General features: G+C 70.4%; 16 protein-coding genes. 6 read left to right on the top strand and 10 right to left on the bottom strand.

Translation table 11 applies throughout. The annotated features are described in order from the left end of the window. Window positions 1-205 precede the first annotated feature (205 nt). Window positions 206-895: a class I SAM-dependent methyltransferase gene (locus tag GF068_RS06140; RefSeq protein WP_153818410.1), complete on the bottom strand. Its 690-nt coding sequence runs from the start codon at window positions 893-895 to the stop codon at window positions 206-208. A 7-nt stretch (window positions 896-902) separates the two neighbouring features. Then, window positions 903-1,274 (bottom strand): hypothetical protein, encoded by a 372-nt coding sequence (locus GF068_RS06145; protein ID WP_153818411.1) that lies wholly within the window; start codon window positions 1,272-1,274, stop codon window positions 903-905. A 103-nt stretch (window positions 1,275-1,377) separates the two neighbouring features. Here GF068_RS06145 and GF068_RS06150 point away from each other — a divergent pair, with 103 nt between their 5' ends. The 5 genes from GF068_RS06150 to GF068_RS06170 all read left to right on the top strand — a co-directional run bounded on the left by GF068_RS06150 (window position 1,378) and on the right by GF068_RS06170 (window position 9,678). Next, the gene (locus GF068_RS06150) at window positions 1,378-2,184 is read left to right on the top strand and encodes a Nif3-like dinuclear metal center hexameric protein (RefSeq protein ID WP_153818412.1); all 807 of its coding nucleotides are present in this window, start codon (window positions 1,378-1,380) and stop codon (window positions 2,182-2,184) included. Between the two features lie 56 nt (window positions 2,185-2,240). Then, window positions 2,241-4,535, top strand: coding sequence for a S41 family peptidase (locus GF068_RS06155; RefSeq protein ID WP_153818413.1), 2,295 nt, complete (start codon window positions 2,241-2,243; stop codon window positions 4,533-4,535). 89 nt (window positions 4,536-4,624) lie between these two features. Next, window positions 4,625-5,674, top strand: a complete 1,050-nt coding sequence (locus GF068_RS06160) for a hypothetical protein (protein WP_153818414.1) — start codon at window positions 4,625-4,627, stop codon at window positions 5,672-5,674. Between the two features lie 96 nt (window positions 5,675-5,770). Beyond that, on the top strand, window positions 5,771-8,101 hold the full coding sequence (locus tag GF068_RS06165; RefSeq protein ID WP_153818415.1) for a helicase-related protein: 2,331 nt from the start codon (window positions 5,771-5,773) through the stop codon (window positions 8,099-8,101). 107 nt (window positions 8,102-8,208) lie between these two features. Beyond that, window positions 8,209-9,678 carry a right-handed parallel beta-helix repeat-containing protein gene (locus tag GF068_RS06170; protein WP_153818416.1) on the top strand — a complete coding sequence of 490 codons (1,470 nt, stop codon included), beginning with the start codon at window positions 8,209-8,211 and terminating at the stop codon, window positions 9,676-9,678. A 50-nt stretch (window positions 9,679-9,728) separates the two neighbouring features. Here the strand turns inward: GF068_RS06170 and GF068_RS06175 are convergent, their stop codons facing one another. The 8 genes from GF068_RS06175 to aat all read right to left on the bottom strand — a co-directional run bounded on the left by GF068_RS06175 (window position 9,729) and on the right by aat (window position 20,329). Continuing rightward, the gene (locus tag GF068_RS06175) at window positions 9,729-13,835 is read right to left on the bottom strand and encodes a protein kinase domain-containing protein (RefSeq protein WP_153818417.1); all 4,107 of its coding nucleotides are present in this window, start codon (window positions 13,833-13,835) and stop codon (window positions 9,729-9,731) included. A gap of 123 nt (window positions 13,836-13,958) precedes the next feature. Continuing rightward, entirely contained in the window at window positions 13,959-14,924 is a 966-nt protein-coding gene (locus GF068_RS06180; RefSeq protein WP_170319328.1) for an ElyC/SanA/YdcF family protein, read from the bottom strand. Window positions 14,925-14,962: 38 nt separating this feature from the next. Then, window positions 14,963-15,610 (bottom strand): globin family protein, encoded by a 648-nt coding sequence (locus GF068_RS06185; protein WP_153818419.1) that lies wholly within the window; start codon window positions 15,608-15,610, stop codon window positions 14,963-14,965. Between the two features lie 242 nt (window positions 15,611-15,852). Further along, a complete protein-coding gene (locus GF068_RS06190) occupies window positions 15,853-17,418 on the bottom strand; it encodes an acyl-CoA carboxylase subunit beta (protein ID WP_153818420.1) in 1,566 nt (521 codons plus the stop codon). Window positions 17,419-17,421: 3 nt separating this feature from the next. After that, complete coding sequence (locus GF068_RS06195; RefSeq protein WP_153818421.1) at window positions 17,422-18,210, bottom strand: enoyl-CoA hydratase/isomerase family protein; 789 nt, start codon at window positions 18,208-18,210, stop codon at window positions 17,422-17,424. Beyond that, window positions 18,207-19,115: a beta-keto acid cleavage family enzyme gene (locus GF068_RS06200; RefSeq protein ID WP_153818422.1), complete on the bottom strand. Its 909-nt coding sequence runs from the start codon at window positions 19,113-19,115 to the stop codon at window positions 18,207-18,209. The genes GF068_RS06195 and GF068_RS06200 overlap by 4 nt, the downstream gene beginning before the upstream one ends. Further along, window positions 19,112-19,624, bottom strand: a complete 513-nt coding sequence (locus GF068_RS06205; RefSeq protein WP_338046246.1) for a MarR family winged helix-turn-helix transcriptional regulator — start codon at window positions 19,622-19,624, stop codon at window positions 19,112-19,114. Before GF068_RS06205 ends, GF068_RS06200 begins: the two co-directional genes overlap by 4 nt. Before the next feature lie 72 nt (window positions 19,625-19,696). Beyond that, window positions 19,697-20,329: a leucyl/phenylalanyl-tRNA--protein transferase gene (gene aat, locus GF068_RS06210; RefSeq protein WP_153818423.1), complete on the bottom strand. Its 633-nt coding sequence runs from the start codon at window positions 20,327-20,329 to the stop codon at window positions 19,697-19,699. A 97-nt stretch (window positions 20,330-20,426) separates the two neighbouring features. On the opposite strand from aat, the gene GF068_RS06215 reads away from it, so the two are divergent. Continuing rightward, window positions 20,427-20,879 (top strand): SRPBCC family protein, encoded by a 453-nt coding sequence (locus GF068_RS06215; RefSeq protein ID WP_338046247.1) that lies wholly within the window; start codon window positions 20,427-20,429, stop codon window positions 20,877-20,879. Window position 20,880: the final 1 nt, after the last annotated feature.

Raw genomic sequence — 20,880 nt, forward strand, 5'->3', positions numbered from 1 at the left:
GCCTGTTTGAAAAACTGCGCGGAGCGCAGTTTTTCAACCCCCGGTCCAGGGCTTGCCCTGGCGCGGGTCGAGGGGCGCGTAGCCCCCGCGGGGTCCGGGGCAGCGCCCCGGCTCTGCGCCTGCCAGACAAGACCCATGCTCAGCCGCTGTGCGGAGAGGGGGTTGGGGGGTGAGGCTGGGCCAACGACGCCTGCGGAACACCCTCTCACCGCCCCGCGATCCACCCGTCGAACGTCCCTTCCCCGCCCGCGCTGCCGGCCTCGACCTTGATCCACAGATTCAGGAACGTCGTGCCCGCCGTCCGCTCGGGGTATTTGTGATACGTCGCCGGCACGCGCGCGCCGAGCCCGTGGAACGTCACGATCCGCGTCCCGACGGGCGCCGCGTCGAGCGCCGCCGTCACGCGCGCCGTGTCGTCTCGGAAGCGGTCCTCGGTCAGCGGAATGGCGTCGTCGAGGCGCCTCGCCTCCGGGAAGATGTTCTCCTCGAATGGATTGCAGAAGTAAAAGGCCCGGTATGCCTCCCAGTCGACATCGTCCAGCGTCCCTTGCCGCACCTCGGCTCTGCCCGTGAGCCCGAGCGCGTCGATGACCTCCGTCGCCGTCTGCACGAGGGAGGCGCGGTGCTCGATGCCGTGGAATACCGCTCCGGTCGTGAGCGCGCCTGTGATGCAGAGCTTGCCGACGCCGGCGCCGACGTCGAGCACGGGGCCTCCTTCTTCGGCGAGCAGGCGGCTCACCTTGCGGGCGACGACGAGCGGGGTCCAGAAGCGCGACGAGACGCGCCGGATGGGCTCGGGGAAGAGCCGGTCGAAGGCGCGATCGGAGACGGGGCGCCCCGCGCGGACGTCGTCGATCATGCTCTTCAGATCGGCGTCGATCGCGCGGCGCGTCATGCGGGGATCAATAACCGGTGTACCGGAGGAATGCGTCGGGCTTCTTGCCGCCGTAGTCGCCGTTCCAGTAGCCCTTCTTGTAGTTCGCCTCCGCCACGCCCGTCGAGGTCTGCGAGCCGATGAACGTGCCATGATCCGGGTCGAGCACGATACCGATGTGGCCGGACCAGTGGACGAGGTCACCGGCCTGCGGGTCGTTCACCTTCTGGAAATAGGGCGAGCTCGGAAAATCGTTCGCCAGGATGTACGGGAACCTGGGGTTCACCGCGGCGCGTAACACGGCGACGACGAACTGGTTGCACTTCATCTCGTTGTAGGAGATCTCCCGGCCTTGCATCCGCTCGTAGTTCCGGGCCACCTGCGCGATCTCGTATCCCATGGAAGCGTCCTCCCGCTACGAAGAATGGTCGGGAGTTTACACGCGAACGGCGCGCCTGAGAACCCCCTTTCGGCCAGGCCGGAGGACGTGATAAGAGCGGGGGATGCGCCTCTCCGACGTGCTCGCCGTGCTGGAATCGATCGCCCCGCTCAGGCTCGCCGAGGGCTGGGACAACGTGGGGCTGCTCGTGGGGGATCCGGGCGCGCAGGTCCGCGCGGCGCTGCTCTGCATCGATTACACGCCCGCCGTGGCCGCGGAGGCGCGCGAGAAGGGGGCGGAGCTCGTTTATTCGTACCACCCGCCGATCTTCGAGGCGATGAAGCGGGTCGTCGCGCCGGGGCCGATCTTCGAGGCGATCCGGGACGGGATCGCCATTTATTCGCCGCACACGGCGCTCGACGTGGCCGAGGGCGGGACGAACGATTTCCTGGCGGACGTGCTCGGCCTCGGCCGCGGCCTGCCCGCGCGCCGGCCCATGCGCGCGCCGGGCGCGAAATGTGGCCCCGCGCCGGAGGGGGAGGCGCTCGGGCTCGGGCGCATCGGCGAGCTCGACGCGCCGGCGCCGCGGGAGGAGCTGTTCGAGCGGATCAAGCGAGGGCTCGGGATCGAGGCGCTGCTCGTGTCGGGGCCCCAGGCGGGGATGGCGCGGAAGGTGGCGGTGAGCGCGGGCGCCGCGGGCAACATGGTCGAGGACGCGCTCGCGCAGGGCGCGGAGCTCTACCTGACGGGCGAGATGCGGCACCACGACGCGCTGCGGGCGGCGAAGCTCGGCATGACCGTGGTGTGCGCGCTGCATTCGAATAGCGAACGAGTGGTGCTCCCGCGGATCGGGGAGCGGATCTCCGCCGCGCTGCCGGGGCTCTCGATTGTGGTGAGCGAGGCGGATCGGGATCCTTTTGTGGTCCGTTGATGCCCGCTCCGGTAGGAAGGCTTGCCATCACGATGCAAGTGCGCCTACCGTTCCGCATGCGAACTTCCCTGTTCCTGCTCGGTTCCCTCTTCCTCACGGCTTGCGAGCTCGTTTCCTCGACGCCTCCTTCCAGCAGCACGAGCTCCTCGACCGGGAGCGGCGGCGCGGGCGGCGACGGCGGGAGCGGCGGCGGCGGGAACGGCGGGAGCGGCGGAGGGTTTTCGCTGGATTGCTCCCCGAAACCCGCGCCGGAGCTCCCGCCGGAGGCCTTTTGCGCGCGTGTCGCCCCCGGCGCTCCCGGCGCGCGCCCCCTGCCGGTCGACCTCTCCGCGGCGCACGCCGGCGTGCGCTTTTTTGGGCCGGTCGATGAATACGCCGACGCGGACCAGGCGCTCGCGGCGGCGCTCCTCCCCGCGGACGGGCTCGAGGCGCTGGACCTCGCGCCTTATGCGGGCGCGTTGCCCGGGATCACCTGCGCCCTGCCCGCGAACGTCGCCGCGTCCTCCCTCGACGTCGCGCGTGTCGATATCGTGGACGGCGACGTCGCCCTCGTCCGGCCCGGCGCAGGCCCGGTCGAGGTGCCGCCCGAGGTCACGGCGATCGTCGTCGATCTGCGTGGATTGCCGCCCGCGCCCGGCCTCCGCGAGGCGCTCGACGTCGCGGTCGCCGAGGCCCTCGCCGCGCCCGTGCCGCGCCTCGCGCGCCGCGTGCGGCGCCATTACGGGATGACCGACGAGCAGTTCACCCCCACCAATCTGTACAAGAACACGATCGCCGAGGTCGACGACGACCCGATCCCCGCCGCGAGCAGCGCCGAACGAAAGCTCGCCCTCCTGACGAGCGAGAGGCTCGCGCCGGAGGCCGCCTCGCTCGCCCTCTCGCTCCGCCTCGCCGGGCGCGCGACGATCGTCGGCGAGGGCCTGCGCGCCGACGTCGCGGAGGCGCGGTGGCAAGGGATCGGGCCGACGGGGATCACCTATCGAATCGCCGACCTGATCCTGCCCGACGGGCGACGTGTCCCCGACACGATCCCCGCCGACCGCCGGATGGCCGAGCCCGCGTGTATCGTGCACGAGATCGAGGGCCTCGCGGCGCCCGCGCCGATCACGCCGCTGCCCGCGGAGCGGCCCGAGCAGAAGAGCGTGTCGCCCTTCAACAAGAGGCAACCGCCCGAGGTCGACCTCGGCACGGCGCGCGCGGCGCTCGTCGTCGCGCACGGCGCGGCGCGGACCTTTTTCCCCTACTTCGACGTGGTGCCCGACGTCATCGACGAGCGCCTCGTGGAGACGCTCGGCACGCTCGGACAGACCCCGCCCGAGCGCCCCGTCGTCCGGAACCTCCTGCGCCGCTTCGGCAATGCGCTCGACGACAGCCATACGCTGGTCCGCGATTACGTGACCAAGCCGGCGGGCTCATTTCCCTCGTACCTCGAGTGGATCGACGGCGAGGCCGTCGTGCGCCAGACGCTCGCCGTGGGCGTCGAGCCAGGGGATACCCTCGTGTCGATCGACGGCGTGCCCGCGGCCGACTGGTATACGACGGAGCTCGCGCGCTCGTCGGGGGCCACCGACGCGTATCGCTTCGTCGTGGCCTCGTACGAGGTCCAGCAGCTCCAGAAGCCCATCGAGCTCGGCCTGCGTGACCCCGACGGCGGCATGAAGACCCTCCAGTTCCAGCCCCAGCCGCTCGCGGACTTCGGCGCCGTCGGATTCACGCCCACGCTGCGCCCCGCCGGCTGGCTCGCCGATCTCGGGGCGCCGAAGCTTTATTACATCAACCTGACGGGCGAGATCCTTTACGACATGGCCGATTTCAACGCGGCCCTCACGGAAGCCGGGGCCGCCGACGGTCTGATCCTGGACATGCGTGGTTTCCCGGGCGTCAACCTCGCCGAGGTGGCGCAACGCGTGATCCCGGGGCCGTGGTCGGGCGCGATCTTCCGCGTCGCCATGCGCACGGGGCCGGACGACGTCACGATCGACGAGTTCGCCGATACGTTCGGCCCGCTCGAATCCCCCTCGTACGGGGGCCCGCTCGTGCTGCTCGTCGGCAATGGGACGCTCTCGGCCGCCGAGCATTTTTCGCTCGCCCTCGTCGACGCGAACCGCGCCACCGTCGTCGGCCGGGGGACGGCCGGGACCGACGGAAACATCACCGGGGTGCAGCTCCCCGGCCAGTTCGCGCTCTCGTTCACCGGGCTGGAGATCCGGCACGCGGACGCACAAAAGAGCGTCTTCCACGGCGTGGGCATCATCCCCGACATCGAGGTCACGCTCTCCGCCGCGGCCTTCCGCGACGGCGTCGACCCCGAGCTCGACGCCGCGATCGACCACTTGCTCGCGGCTCCCTGACCCCATCGAGGCTTGACTTCCAGGATCAGCCTGCGTAATCGAACGCCCTGCAATTCCGGGAAGCCGCGGCGCGGTGTCGGGAGATCCTCATGAACATGGTCAGGTTTTTCTTGCTGGTGAGCGCGCTCAGCCTCACGGGGTGCGTGTCTCTGCTGGCGCAGATCGGAGGGGGCTCCAGCGACAGCGGTGGGGCGAGCGACAAGCCGAAGGACGCCCCCGCCGCGCCGGGGGACGGCGATTATGCCGATCCCGGCGCCTGGGAGGGCCCGCTCCACCAGAAATACGCGGGCAAGGTCGTGTTCTCGTCGAAGCCCATCCCCAAGGACGGCGCCGACGACAGCAGCGTCTACACGGCGTACACGCTCGGCGGCCCGCTCTATGGCCGCTTCTGGTCGAAGGAGTCGCCGCACAACCTGATGCCCAAGTGCAGCGATCCGCGCCACATCATGCGGGTCGACGTGAACGGCGAGCACGCCGGCAAGCCGCCTTCGCAGGTCCCCTCGTTCGACCTCGCCAAGTTCTCGGCCAACAAGACGCGCACCATGGCGAGCCTCACGGGCGAGCTCGAGGTGCCGTTCACGACCGCCTCCACCGTGACCTTCACCAAGGCGGACGGGGACACGCGCGCCATTCGTGACTTCAACGCCCTCGTCGTGCCCAAGCTGAAGGAGGGCGACAACACCGTCCGCGTGATCGTCAGCCTGGATTGCGGCGCCTCCCGCGACACCGACCCGCTCGTGGCCGAAGGGACGCTCGAGGTGAAGGTCGAGCCCGGCGCCAAGAAGGAGTATCTGACGAAATACGGCGCGCAGCTCGCCCCGTCGCAGCACCCGGAGAACACCAAGCTCGCGCCGCAGATCGTCAAGCTCGTCGACGACAAACCCGACTGGGACAACGAGGTCGTGCTCGGCGCGCGCGTGATCTCGGACCAATGGGAGCCGGTCCGGAACAAGATCACGGGCGTGCTCACGCACCACGTCATCGAAGCCGCGGTCGTGGTGCGGCTGAAGAAGGAGACCGACGAGAATGCGTGCCGCGTCTTCCCCATCGGAGTCACGCGCGACGCGGCCGGCGGCTCGATCCGCTGGGGCGGCAATGGATCCGGCATCCCGTTCCCCTGCGTGAACGCGCCGAAGTGACCTCGGACGAGGGACGCGGGAGCCACATCGACCACGCGCCGATGCTCCCGCTCCCTCGCGTGCGTCTGCCCCGCCCCGCGCTACGCTCGCCCCGCGATGATAGGCTCCGCGGTGACAGCCGTGCTCGGCCCGACGAACACCGGCAAGACACACCGGGCCGTCGAGCACATGCTGGAGCACGCCTCCGGCATGATCGGGCTGCCCCTGCGCCTGCTCGCCCGCGAGGTCTACGATCGTATCACCTCGCGGCTCGGCGAGGCGCGCGTCGCGCTCGTCACGGGTGAGGAGAAGCGGATCCCGCGCCGCCCCGATTACTGGGTCTGCACGGTCGAGGCCATGCCGAAGGGCCTCGACGTCGAGTTCGTCGCCGTCGACGAGATCCAGCTCGCCGCGCATCCGCAACGCGGCCACGTGTTCACCGAGCGCCTGCAGCACGCCCGCGGCACGAAGGAGACCTGGTTCATGGGCGCCGCGTCCATGCAGCCGATGATCACCGAGCTCCTGCCCGCGGCGCGGATCCAGACGTTCCCGCGCCTCAGCCGGCTCGCCTTCGCGGGGGCCGACAAACTCGCGAGGTTGCCCCAGCGCAGCGCGATCGTCGCGTTTTCCATGCAGGAGGTCTACGAGGTCGCCGAGCGGCTCCGGGCGAGCCGCGGGGGCGCGGCCGTGGTGCTCGGGGCGCTGTCGCCGCGCACGCGGAACGCGCAGGTCGCGATGTTCCAGTCGGGCGAGGTCGAGTACATCGTCGCGACCGACGCCATCGGGATGGGGCTGAACCTCGACGTGAAACACGTGGCGTTCGCGGCCCTGCGCAAGTTCGACGGCCGCGATGTCCGGGACCTCGAGGCCGCGGAGATCGGGCAAATCGCCGGGCGGGCCGGGCGATACACGAGTGATGGTTCGTTCGGCACGCTGCTGCCGGTCACGTTGCCGCAGGGGCTGGCGAGCGCCGTGGAGGCGCACCGGTTCCCCGCGGTGCGGCGGCTCGTCTGGCGAAACGCGGATCTCGACACGAGCTCGGTCGAGGCGCTCCTTTCGTCGCTCAAGCGCTCGCCGGGGCGGCGCTCGCTCGTGCTGCAGGAGAGCGCGGAGGACGCGGCGGCGCTCGCGCGGCTCGGCCAGGATCCGGCGATCCGGGCGCGGGCGCAGGGCCGCGAGGCGGTGGAGCTGCTCTGGGAGGTCTGTCGAATCCCCGATTATCGCAAGCTGCTCTTCGAATCGCATTGCGCGCTGCTCGCCGAGATCTTCACGCACCTGACCGGGACACGCGCCTTCCTGGACGAGGCCTGGATGGGCGAGCGGGTCGAGGAGATCGACGATCCGGCCGGGGACATCGACACGCTCATCGCGCGTATCTCGGCGATCCGGACGTGGACGTACGTGTCGCACCAGGGCCGCTGGGTGAAGGATCCCGCGGCGTGGCAGGAGCGGACGGCGGCGATCGAGGACCGGCTGAGCGACGCGCTGCACGAGCGGCTGGTGCAGCGGTTCGTCGAAAAGAGCGGCGGCAAGACGAAGGCGCGGGCGCCGGGCGGGGCGCCGAAAAAGGCGCTCACCACGGCCGAGAAGCGCGTTTTGGACAAGGCAAACCCCTTCGGCAAGCTCGCGGCGCTGCGGGCGCCCGTGGCGCGGGAGGCGGGCGAGGCGTCTTCGGACGAGGCGCGCTGGGTGGAGGCGGTCGTCTCGGCGCGGCACGGGTCGATCGTGGTCGACGCTTCGGGGCGGATCACGTTCGAGGACGGGCGTGAGCTCGGGCGGCTCGTGCGGGGTTCGAGCTTGCTCTTGCCGGACGTGAAGCTCGCGCCGCTCGAGGAGCTCGGCGCGGGGGCGCGGGCGCGGATCACGCGGCGGCTCGTGGCGTTCGCGCGTGACCTCGTGGAGGAGTTATGCGCGCCGCTCAGGGCGCAGGCGCCGCGCGGGATCGGGGCGGCGGCGCGGGGACTTTTGTATCAGCTCGAGCAGGGGCTCGGGACGGCGAAGGCCGAGGACGCCGCGGCGCAGATCGCGGAGCTCGCGCCGGAGGACAGGGACAAACTCGCGGCGGCGGGGATCGTGGTGGGCGCGCGGGTCGTGTACGTGCCGGCGATGCTGAAGGGGCCGGCGCTCACGAAGCGAAGCGCGCTCGTGGCTGCGTTCGCGGGCGAAAAGGGGCCGCGGGCGCCTCTGCCGAGCGTGGTGTCGATGCCGATCACGCGCCTCGGGGCGCCCGAGCTGCACGCCGCGGTGGGATATCCGGTCTTCGGGCCGCGGGCGGTGCGCGCGGACGTGGTGGAGAAGGTGTTCGCGGCGATCGAGGCGGAGGGGGGCCTGCCGCCGGCCGGGAAGCTCGCGGGCTGGCTCGGATGTCCGGCGAAAGAGGCGGCGAAGGTGGGCGCGTCGATCGCGGGCCTGCAGCCGCCTTGTGAGGCGGGGCGTCCGCACCTATAATCGGACCTTCTTATCATTCTTGGCGGAGGTCACAGCTCCTACGTGGCGCGTGGGTCCCCCCGTGCCCCGCGAGATCTTCAGAGACCCCCGTGAAAGGGAGGACGATCATGACGAATCGATTGCACTTCGCGAACGTGGCTGCATTGCTCGCGGCCCTGCCGCTCGTGGGCTGCGGCGTCGCGGCTCCGGACGCGTCGCCGGCCTGCAGCGGAGAGTACGCCTCGCAGCCCGAGGGCACGAGCGGCGCGGTGTACGTGTCCGCGGCCTGCGGAGCGCAGGACGGGGACGGGTCGAAGGAGCGGCCCTTCGCGACGATCCAGCAAGGCATCGACGCCTCGGCCGAGGGGGGCGCGGTGCTCGTCGACGCCGGGACGTACGAGGAGAACCTGAGCATCACGAAGGCCGTGCAGGTGCTCGGCGTGGACGAGACCGAGGATCCGAACCGGGCGAGCATCATCGTGCAGGCGCCGTCGCCCTACGCGATCAACGTGGAGGGCGCGGCGGGCGTGGTCCTGCGCGGGATCATCGTGCAAAAGCCGCAAGGCGCGGGCATCTGGGTGCAGAAGAAGGGCGGCGCCACGATCCTGGCCTCGCGGATCGAGGGCGCGATCGCGGCGAAGACGGACGGCCACGGCGTGATGGCCACGGACGAGGGGAGCATCATCGTCCAGCGGACGATCATCGTGCAATCGGAGGGCGCCGGGGTGCACGTCGACGCCGCCGGGGCGAAGGTCGAGCGGAGCATCATCGTGCAGAACGGAGCCTTCGCCGGGATCTGGGTCCAGCGCGCGATGGACCAGGTGTCGCTCGTCGACAACGAGATCTCCGAGAACACGGATGCGGGCATCACGATCCTCGGCTCGCGGGCGATCATCGTGCAGAACGAGGTGAAACACACGAGGGCCCGGAGCGCAGGCGGGCAAGCGGACGGTATCCGGATCGTCAGCGATGCCGAGCTGGGCGAGGCGTACTTCACGATCGGCGACTCGAATCCGGAGTCCGCGAACGTGATCGAGGGCAACGATCGGGTCGGGATCTTCGTCTCGGGCGAGCTTGCGCGCGGGCTCATCCTGCATAACCAGGTGATCGGCAACGCGGACGCGACGAAACGCGGGGCGGGGATCTGGTTGCAATCGGGCGCGGGCTCGGTCGAGGCGGTCCCGGACGCGGCGCCGGGCATCGTGATCCAGCAAAACCGGATCGAGAACAACCATTTCCTCGGGATCGGCGTGACCTCCAATGCGCGGGCGCTCCTCTGGGAGAACCCGAGCATCAGCGGGACGATCGCGGAGGAGGTGACGGTGGACGGGCAGGCCGCCAAGATCGGCGACGGGCTCGGCGTGTACGCCGGCGCGAGCGCGCAGGTCGAGTTCAACACGTTCTCCGGGAACGCCCGCGCGGCCGCGCTCTTCGATGGCGCCGCGGCGAGCAGCTTCACGAAGAACACATTCGAGAAGACCGCGGAGCACGCGATCATCGTGCAGAACTCGGCCGGTCCAATCAGTCTCGGCGACAACAAAGACGACCTCAACCCGATGCCTGTCGCCCCCGTCCTCAGCGACCCGTCGAATCTGTGATCCCACCCCGAGCGGGCGCGCCTGACACGACGCGCGCCCGCCTCCCTCCCTCAGCCCGATAACGACGCCGCGAGCGCCCGCGTTTCCTCGGCCAGCTTGCCCATGTTCGCCGCCTCGAAGAGGGTGATGCTCTCGTCGAGGAAGCGGTGAGCCTCGGCGAGCGCCGCGCCGTCGCCCTTCGCGCTCGCGTGGAGCACACGCGCCATCGTGCGGCGGGCCGTGCCGCGCATGTAGGGCGAGCTCACGCGGTCGGCGAGCTCTATGCAGCGCTCGGCGTGCTCCCTCGCCAGGGGGAGCTCGTCGAGCAGGAGGTGGCATTCGGCGAGGGCGCGGTGCGCCTCGGCGAGGCCACGCAAGGAGCCGAGGCGCTCGTGCAGGACCTTCGCGCGGGAGAGGGTGCGGGCGGCCGCGCGCGCGTCGCCGCGGGCGAGCTCGAGCTCGCCGACGTTGCTCAGGATGACCGAGCGGTGCTGGACGAGGTCCCAGCGCTCGGTTTGTTCGAGCGCCGCGCGCCAGGTGGACTCGGCCAGGTCGAGGCGGCCGCGGAAGTAATGGAGCGCGGCGAGCCCGTTGTAGGCGTCGACGGCCTCGACGGGCGCGTTCGCCGCCATCGCGCGTTCGATGGCCCGCTGATAGGTGGGTTCGCCCTCGTCGTATCGGCCCGTGTGCAGAGACCCGTTGCCGAGGACGCGGTAGGCCGAGGAGAGGGCCCGCTCCCATTCCTGCGTGCGCGTGGCCGCCTCGGCCCTCTCGTGGGATTCGAGCACGCGGCGGAGGCGCTCGGCAGAGGCGCGATGATCCCCGAGGTGCACGCTCGCCCCCATCGCGCCCGTGAGCGCCCGGAGCGCGAGCAGGCTCTCGTCCTCGCCGAGCCATTGTTCTGCCTGGACAAACGATTCCCGCGCGTCCGCGTACCTGCCCGAGTGCTCGAGCGCCCAGCCTTTTTCGATGGCGACGCGGGCCTTCGCGTCGGCGAACGTGGCCCCGTCGCCGGCGCGGGCGAGGGCGTCGTCGGCGACCTCGAGGGCACGCGCGAGGCTGCCGGCGAGCACGAGCTCGTGCACGAGGGAACCCGTGAGGGAGAGGAGCTCGGAGGTCCGCGTGCTCTCGTCCATCGATGAGGCGGGCATGTCGAGCAGGATCTCGCGGGCGCCTTCGAGCATCCGGACGGCCTCCTCGATCGCGTGGGTGCGGATCGCGAGCTCGGCCGCGCGCCGCTTGTACGGCAGGGCGAGGGCGAGCTCGCCGGCCTCGCGGAAATGGTGGCCGATGAGGTCGTCGTGCGGGCCCGGCGAGCCACCCGTCGCGCGCTCGAGCCAGAGCGCCGCGGCCCGGTGGAGCGCGCGCCGCCGGGCCTTGGGCACGCGCCGCTGCGCCACCTCCTGCAAGGCCGCCTGCGTGAAGGCATAATCGACCTCGCCGGCGAGCATGGCGTCGCGTCGCGGGGCGAAGATGCCGCGACGGACGAGCTCGGCGAGCAGGCGCGGCTCGAAGCGGTTTTCGAGGAGCTCGCCGAGCAGCGACGGCCAGAACCTGCGGCCCGCGACGGCGGCGGCCTCCACGGCCTCGCTGAGCCTGGGTTCGAGGCGATCGAGGCGGCCGAGGAGGAGCTGCTCGAGCGTCTCCGGCAGGCGCACGCTCGCCGCCCGCGACGAGGAGAGCCGCCACGCGGCCTCGCCGACGACGAGCACGCCCTCGTCGACGAGCTGGTGCACGGTCTCCTCGACGATGAGCGGCACGCCGCCCGCGAGCGCCGCGATCTGCCGCACGAGCCCCGCGGGCACGTCGATGAGCGCGCGGAGGACGTGCCGGATGAGCGCCTCGCAGGCCTCGTCGTCGAGCGGCTCGACCGGGAGCGTGACGACGGGCGAAGGATCTCGGAGGAACGAGGCATCCGGCGCGGCGGCGCCCTCGGCGCGGTGGACCAGGACGAACAGCGCGGGGCAACCCGCGAGCCGCTCGATCACGTGGCCGAGCAGCGCCTTCGTCGTGGCCGTCGCCCACTCGAAATCCTCGAGCAAAAAGAGCAGCGGCGTGCGGGTCGCGAGCCTGCGGTAGGCCTCGGCGACGGCGTCGAAGAGGACCTTCTTTTGCGCCTCGTCGCCGGCCACGGTGTCGCGATCCGCGGTCACGTCCTCGCCGCCGCCGACGCCGAGCAACGCGCCGAGCCGACGGCCGAGCTCGATCTCGGCCTCGCCGAGCGTCGTGGGATCGACGGCGCAGTAGCGGCGGATGTAGTGGTCGAGCTTGGCGCGCACCTGCTCGGGGCCGTCGTCGTCGACGACACGCGCGCGGTGGCGGATGGCCTGGAGGAAGGGCTCGTACGGCAGGCCCTGCCCCGCCGGGGTCGAGCGGCCCATCTCGAAGAAGTAGGCCTCGCCCTCGCGCTCCTCGAGCTCCTCGACGAGCGCCATGCAGAGCCGGCTCTTGCCCACGCCCGCGGGCCCCGTGACCACGAGGACCTCGGGCCGCCGCTCCATCCGCGCCTGCGCGAGGACGGCGCGCAGGACGGAGAGCTCCTCGTCACGGCCGATGAGCGAGATCCGGACGCCGTGGATCTCGTTCGTCCCGAGGTACGCGGTCGATTTCTTGGAGGCGACGCGGCGGCCGGGCACGTCGGCGCCCGCGCTCGGGGTCTCGTAGAGGCCACGTACACGGCGGAGGACGGCGTGCGTCGCGACGACCTCGCCGGGCGCGGCCGCGCGCGCGAGGTTGCGGGCCTCGAAGACGGGCGCGCCCGAGAGGAAGGGGACGCCGCCGGCACGCGGCTGGGTGGAGACGACGCGGCCAGCGTCGATGCCGAAGCGCACGCCGAGCCGGAACGAGGGCGGGAACGTGGGATCCGAGGAGAGCGCGCCGAGGGCGGCGCGCAGCGAGAGGGCCGCGTCGAGGGCGCGCTCGGCGTCGTTCTCGGCGGCGCCCTCGGGCCCGAAGAGGCAAAGCGCGCGCTCGGTGAAGGGCCCGATGGGCTCGCCCCCGTGACGCGCGAGGACCTGCTCGAGGCGCGCGCCGACGACCGCGAGGCAGTCGAGGTGCTCCTCGAGATCCACCGAGGCGTCGAGCGCGCCGAGCGAGAGATCGACGTAGAGGACCGTCGCGCTGCGGACGAGCCGCGCGTCCTTGGCCTCGCGCCGCGCCCACGCGCCCGAGCCGACGGCCGTGGGGAAAGGCCGCGACGCGCCGTCGAGGAGCGTGGTCGCGCCGGGCAAGGGCGCGAGGGTCGCATCGGCGCCAACGACGATGGTCTCGGAGAGCTCGATCGGCCCGGACGGCGACGAACCCGCGGACCACTCGGCGACGGAAGCCGGGCCTGCGCCGAGGGAGCGGAGCTCGCGCAAGAGATCGTGCATGAAGTGCTCGACGGTCTGGTGACGCTCGCCGGGGTTTTTCCGGAGCGCGCGGCCGATGACGGCGTCGATCCCCGCGGGGATGCCGAGATCGGGGCGGAGGCGCGAAGGCAGGGTGAGCGCGCCTTCGAGGCGCGCGGCGAAGAGGCCGGCGAGGCCGCCGGTCTCATCGAACGGGCGCGCGCCGGTGAGCAGCTCGCAAGCCATGATGCCGAGCGCGTAGATGTCGGCGCGCCCGTCCACGTCCTTCGCCTCGATCTGCTCCGGCGCCATGTACGCGGGTGTGCCGCTCACCTGGCCGTCGACGGCGAGCTCGGGGCCGCCGTCGAGCCCGAAGGCCTTGGCCACGCCGAAGTCGACGACCTTCACGAAACACGCGTCCCCCGCGAGGGACGTGAGGAGCACGTTGCCGGGCTTCAGATCACGATGGACGATCCCGCTCCGGTGGGCCTCGGCGACGGCGCTGCCGACCTGGGCCATCACGTGGCCGACGAGCGAAGGTTCGAGGCAGCCGACGCGGCGCAGGCGTTCGTCGAGGGACTCGCCGCGCACGTACTCCATCACGATGTAGTGCAGCTCGGCCGACGCGCTGCCGAAGGCGTGGACCACGACCACGTTCGGGTGGCTCAAGCGCGCGAGCAGGCGCGCCTCGCGGCGGAAACGCGCGTCGGTCTCGAGGAGCGAGGAGAGCTCGGGGCGGAGGATCTTGATCGCGACGAATCGATCGAGGGCGAGGTCACTCGCGAGCAAGACCTCGCCCATCCCACCCGCGCCGAGGCGCTTGATGATCTGGTACTTCTGCCCGAGCACCGTGCCGGGCGTGAGCCTTGCCGTGTCGATGACGCCCTCGCGCGCCCGATCCCCTGGGCCGTCGTTCCTCGTACCATGGGGAGCCGCGCCGCGTCACGCCCGCGAGCGCGCGGCGCGCGTGGCTCACTGAAGCAGGAACGAGTGCCAGTACGCGAGGACCTCGCGCATGATGAACCACGGCTCCTTGAGGAGCCGCCGGCTCATGCGCGCGGGCACCGTGTACACGAAGACGCCCGCGCGCTCGAAGAGCATCTTCACCCGCGGCTCGTGGTAATAGTGCGTCACCGCGATCGCCCGGACGAACCCGTGGCGGCGCATCAAGAGCGCCCCGTTCCGCGCCGTCCACGAGGACGTCACGCCCTCCTCGTCGAGGATCACCGCCGCCTCCGGCACACCCGCCGCGACGGCGCGCGCGCGCATCACCTCGGGCTCGGAGAAACCATTGTGCTCGTCGACCGCGCCGCTCATCACGAGCGCCCGGACGAGCCCCTGCTGGTAGAGGCGGATCCCCTCGTCGACGCGGTCCGAGAGCGCGAGCGAAGGCGTGCCGTCGTCGAAGACGCGCGCCCCGAGCACGATCGCGCAGTCCGCGCGCCGCTCGTACCGGGTGGGCCCCAGGGTGACCATGAGGAGCAGCGGCATGGCCACGAAGGTCGAGGCCGCCACGGCCGCACACGCGACGGCACGAAAGCGCGTCCACGGAGGCCGGTCGGCGCGCTCCCTCGACACGCTCACGGCGAGCGCGGCGAGACAAACCAGGACGACGAGGGACGCCGGGACGAACGCCGGGCCGCGGATCACGCCCCGCGCGAGGACGCCGTAAAACGTGGCGACGTCGAGCGCCGCGAGCGTGGCCCCGATCCCGAGCACGATCGCCCCGCCGACGCGGGCCCACGCCGGGCGGATCGGCCGCGCCGCATGCCAGACGAGCGTCACGGCCGCCGCGAGCTCGAGGGCGCGGAAAATGGGCCGCGGCAGGTCCGCGTCGCCGAGCCAGGTGTGCGTGGTGTCGAACGGAGGACGCAGGGCCTCGCCCGCGAGGTTCAGCAGGGCGAAGAGGCCGATGGCGAGGCCCACGCCGCGCAACACGAAGCGCGCGGCGGGGCGGAGACGAGAGGCGAACGTGCTCAGGTGATCGTGGGCGGGTTCGAGATGCGGGGCAGGCGCGTGCTCGCCGAGCCGCTCTTCGAGGACGGGGCCGCCTGCGAGCTCGCGCCGCCGTAGAGGGCCTGGATCGAGGCCGGCATACGCGAGCCGGGCGGCATGGACGGGCGACCCATCGGCGGGCGGTACGAGGGGCGCTTGACCGCGGGCAAACGGTGCGCGCTGCCGCGGCGCGAGAGCGGCGTGCGCAGCGAGAGGGGCGCGACCTCGTTCGCCGCGTCCTTCATGACCTTCGCGAGCACGTTGTACACCGTGGTCCAGGCTTCTTTGGTCTCGGGCGTCCACGCCTCGCCGAGCCCCTTCTCCAGCGTCCACAGGAGCGCGGCGCCGACGGTGTCGTAGTGATCGTCGCGCACACCGTAAGCGAGGTGGCGGCGACCGAGCGCCTGGACGGTCGGGATGAGCGCGTCGAGGCGATCGAGCGCGTGGACCGCCACCTTCAGCGTGGACATGAGCTTCTTGCCCTGGTCCTTCAGATCGCCCCGGAAGAGGGGCTTGAGGGACGGATCGACCTCGAAGAGCCGGCCATAAAACAGCGCGGCGGCCGTGTCCGCGATCGGCGCGACCATTTCGAAGGTCTTCTGGACCAGAAGCTTCTGCTCGTTGTTCATCGGTTCCTCACGGTCAGCCCTGTTGTCCGGGCGGAGAGATGCTTCGGCGACCAAGGGCAGCGTAGACCTCTATCCAAGATCTGCGCCGACGTTTCACCCTAGCATGGGTCGGGTAGACACCGACAGTATTTGTTGCGGGGACGCCAAGCGCGTGACGGCGGCAGCATCGGCGGCTCCCCGACGCGGAGCCCGCGACGTTTGCATCCGAACGACGCGGCTGTCGGTCCGAGGGAGCATCGACCTCAAACGGGGATGATGCCGCGCTTCTTGAAGGGGCGCTCGATGCGCTTGTGCCGCGCGAGCTCGAGGCCCCAGGCGACGGCGCGCCGGGTGTCGCGCGGGTCGATGACGTCGTCGATGAGGCCCCAGCCTGCGACCTTCATGATGTCGATGTTCTTCTGGATCATGTCGATCATCTGCTGCTTGAGCTCCGGCGGCGGCGGGGCGTCGCCGAAGAGCTTACGCGCGGCGATACCTAGCATGCCCTCGGGGCCCATCACGCTGATCTCGCCGGTCGGCCATCCGACGATGAGGTCCGGCTCGTAGGCGCGTCCGCACATGACGTAATACCCGGCGCCGTAAGCCTTGCGCACGACGACCGTGACCTTGGGGACCGTGGCGGCGCTCATCACGTGCAGCATCTTCGCGCCGTGCCGGATGATGCCCTCGTGCTCGACCTTCGAGCCGATCATGAAGCCGGGCACGTCCTGGAGGAACACGAGCGGGATGTTGAAGGCGTCGCAGATCTGCATGAACCGCGCGGCCTTGTCGGAGGAGTCGACGTCGAGCACGCCGCCCATGTGATTGGGCTGGTTCGCGACGATGCCGACGCTCTGTCCGCCGATCCGCGCGAGGCAGGTGATGATCTGGCGCGCGAAGCGCGGCTTGATGTCGAAATACTCGCCGTGGTCCACGATCGCCGCGATGAGCTTGTACATGTCGTACGCCTTGCGCGGGTTCTCGGGGAGCAAATCGAGCAGCGACTCCTCGCGGCGCTCGATCGGATCCGTCGCGGGCAGGCGCGGCGCTTCCTCCTCGCAATGGGAGGGGAAATACGAGAGGTATTTCTTGATCGCGGCGATGCAATCGGCGTCGCTCTTGTATTCGCCGTCGCCGACGCCGCTCTTCGTGGAGTGCACCTTCGAGCCGCCGAGCTCCTGCTCGGAGATGTCCTCGCCGGTCATGGCCTTGACGAGCGGCGGGCCGCCGAGGGCCATGGAGCCGATGTCCTTCACCATGGGCACGAAATCGGCGAGGCCCGGGATGTAGGCCGTGCCCGCGGCGCCGGGGCCGACCATGGCCGCGACCTGAGGCACGACGCCGCTCATGACGACCTGCTCGCGGAAGAGGTGGCCGCTGCCGGCGAAGAGCGAAATGGCGTCCGGGTGGCTCGATCCAGGGTCGATCCGCGCGCCGGCCGAGTCGATGAACCACACCATGGGCCAGCGCCCGCGCAGGGCCATCTGGCGCAATCGGGTGACCTTCTCCTCGCCGGTATGGCCGATGCTGCCGCCCTTGACCGTGAAATCATAGGCGGCGGCGCAGACCATGCGGCCGTCGACCTTGCCGAATGCGCAAACCACGGCGTCGGCGGGCGGGCGATCCTTCCCGTCGCCGGCGGCGAGGCCCATCTGCGTGCCGTGCATGCCGACCTCGAAATGGACGCCGTCGTCGAAGAACGCGGCGAGCCGCTCGCGGGCCGTCAGCTTGCCGCGGGCGTGTTGCTTCGCGACCTTGTCCTCGCCGCCCATCTTGCGCACCTCGGCGCGCCGGGCTTCGAGGTCCTTCAAGAGCTCACGCATGTCCATGGGTCATTTCCCCGTCCACCTGGGAGAACGTTTCTCGAGGAACGCCATCAGGCCTTCCCGCGCGTCGTCCGTCGAGAGCACGGCGCCGAGCCGCTCGCGCAGCATCGGCAATGCGTCCGCGAGCGCGAGATCGGCCTGCGCCGCGAACGCCTCGAGCCCGAGCTTCACCGTGATCGGGCTCTTGCTCGCGACTTGCTGCGTGATCCGCGCGACCTCGGCGTCGAGCCCGTCCGCGTCCACGACCTTGCCGACGAGGCCGATCGCCGCCGCGGCGTCGGCGTCGAGCCGCTCGCCGAAGAGCATCATTTCGAGCAGGCGCCGCTGCGGCACGACACGCGCGAGCACGGCCATGATCATCATCGGGAACAGGCCGACGTTGATCTCGGGCGTGCCGAGCTTCGCCCCCCGCGCGGCGACGGCAAAATGGCAAGCCGCCACGAGCCCGAGCCCGCCGCCCATCGCGTGCCCGTTCACCCGCGCGACGAGCGGCTTCGGCGAGCGGGTGATGGCGAGCAGGAGATCCGCGTAATCACCCTTCGGCGGCAATTCGTTGCCCGAGGCGCCGGACGTCATCTGCGCGAAATCACCGCCGGCGCAGAACGCGTCGCCCGCGCCCGTCAGGACGATCGAACGCACGGAATCGTCGCTCGCCGCGTCTTCGAGCGCCCAGAGCAACTCATTCACCATGGCCGGCCCGATCGCGTTTTTTCGGGCCGGGTTTTTCAGGGTGATCCAGAGGGCGCCGCTCTCCTTCGTGGCGACCTCGATCATTCCATACGCGCGGGCCGTCATCGGGGCGCTCCGAGCGAGAGGATCTCCCGCGCCTCCTCGACCGTCGCCGGCCGCCGGCCCACGTCACGCACGAGCCGGACCGCGGTCTCCACGAGCGCGCCGTTCGATGTCGCCATCTCGCCGTTCGGCAGATAAAGGTGGTCCTCGAGCCCGCAGCGGATGTTGCCGCCGAGCACGAGCGCCGCGGCGATCATGCGCCACGCGCCGTGGCTGATCCCGATGACCTCCCACTCCGAGCCGGCCGGCATGATCCTCGTCTGGAGCTGGAGCGACTCGACGTGCGCCGGGATGCCCCCGAGCACGTTCACGATGAACGAGAACTGGAGCGGCGGCCGGAGCACGCCCATGTCGAGCAAGGGCGCGATCCCATTCGTGTGCCCCGTGTCGAAGCACTCGAGCTCGGGCTTCACGCCCGCCTCGTTCATCGCCTCGAGCAGCTTGATGATCTTCGAATAGGTGTTGGGAAACACCATGTCGAAATCGAATTGCTTTCGCTTGGGCGAGTACTTCGCGTAGTTCATCGTGCCCATGTTGAGGGCGGCGATCTCGGGCTTGCTCTCCCGGATGTACGCGCATTGATCCGAGACGTCCTCGAGGATCGTGCCCGTCGAGAAATTGAGGATGATCGGGCAACGCGCGCGGACCTCCTCCTTGATGCGGGCGAAGACGGCCGGGGAGAAGGTCGGCGAGCCGTCGTCGTTGCGGGCGTGGATGTGCACGACCGAGGCGCCGGCGTCGTAGGCGCGTCTGCATTCGTCGGCGATTTCGGCCGGGGTGTACGGGATGCCCGGGTTTTGCCTGCGATTGGCGAGCACGCCCGTCACGGCGCAGGTGACCACGCAGATATCGGGATCACGCGCGCCAGGCTTCTTCGCTTCGCCCGTGTACGACGGCTTCTCCTTCATCGATCCTTCTCCTCCCCCGCTCGGGGCGTGCCCTCGGCCTCGGATACGCGGCCCTCGACGTGCGAGACGACGCGTTTTTGCAGCTTGGTCAGGATCCGGAGCAAATGCCCGAGGTCGTCCTCGGACAGCACCGTGAGCGCGCTCCGGAAGATCTCCATGGGCTCGACCTGGATCTCGCGGGCGAGCTTCTCGCCTTTTTCGCTCAGCCGGATGTAAACGACGCGCCGATCCGTGGTCGAGCGCTCCCGCTTGACGAGGCCCTCGCGCTCCATGCGGTCGATGATCCCGGTCACCGTGCTGTTCTGGGCCCGGATGCGCTCCGACAAGGACGAGAGCGACAGATCGCCGAGCTCCTCCAGCAGCTTGATGACGGTGAGCTGCGGGCCCGTGAGCCCGAACTGCGCGGCCATGCCCTTCGTCAGGCGCCGCGACTCGGTGTAGAGGTAGATGATCGTCTCGACGATCGCATCCACCTCGGGCTTGGTATCGGGAGGGAGGGAGGCCGCCACGGATGTTTCGTGTGCGAAGTATCTGCGGAGCGGCCGGGTGTCAAGGGGGTTTCGGGCGATCTGGAGGCGCCCTCACCCAAACGGGCGCAGCCCCATCACCCGCGTCCGGGCGAGCCGCTCGAGGAACTGCCGGCGGGAGAGGACGACGGCGCCGAGCGCCTGCATGTGCGGCGTCATCACCTGGATGTCGATCCAATCACAGCCCGCCTTCGCCAGGTGCTCGACGAGGTGCAAGAGCGCGATCTTCGAGGCATTCGGCGCGAGGTGGAACATGCTCTCGGCCGAGAAATACCCCTCGACGCAGACGCCATAAATGCCGCCCACGAGCGCGCCCGCCTCGTCCCATACCTCGACGCTGTGCGCGAAGCCGAGCCGGTGCATCGCCTTGTAGGCGTCCAGGAGCTCCGGCGTGATCCACGTGCCGTCCTGCCCGGGCCGCGGGACCTCGGCGCAGCGCTCGATCACCGCGTCGAAGGCCCGGTCCACCGTGCAACGCAGGGGCGTCTTCCGGATCTCGCGGCGGAGGCTGCGCGAGAGGTGGATCTGCGAGAAATCGAGGATCGCCCGCTCTTTCGGGCAAAACCAGGGGAGCACATCGAGCCCGTCGATCGGCCAGGGAAAAACCCCGCGCCGGTACGCCTCGACGAGCACGCGCGGCTCCAGGCTGCCGCCCACGGCCACGATGTCGTCTGCGTCGATGGTCATGCTCGGTCGTCGTCCAGAACGGGGCCATCCAAGCGCCAAAGCCCGCCCGGGTCAAGCCTTTGCCGGCGAACGAATCCCGTCTTATATCACCAGGATCGTGCCCATCTTCGAGAGACGAACCCGGATCCAGGCCCCGCCCGAGGTGGTCTTCGCCTTCCACGAGCGCCCGGACGCGCTGCGCATGCTCATGCCGCCGTGGGAGCATGCCCGCATCCTCGAACGGAGCGGCGGGCTGGAGGAGGGCGCGCGCACGGTGATCGAGACGTACATCGGGCCGATCAAGCAGCGCCTCGTGGCCGTGCACACGGCCTACGAAAAAGGTCGGATGTTCCAGGATACGGTCGTCGAGGGCCCCTTCGCCCGCTGGGTGCACACGCACACGATGGAGCCGGACGGCGAAGGCGGGACCTTCCTCGTCGACCACATCGATTATGCGCTCCCGCTCGGCCCGCTCGGCGCCCTGTTCGGCGGGGCGTTCGCGCGGCGGAAGCTCGAGAAGATGTTCACGTTCCGCCACGCGGTGACGAAAAAGGCGTGCGAGGAGGGGTGAC

It is taken from the genome of Polyangium spumosum (genome assembly GCF_009649845.1).
Lineage (GTDB): Bacteria > Myxococcota_A > Polyangia > Polyangiales > Polyangiaceae > Polyangium > Polyangium spumosum.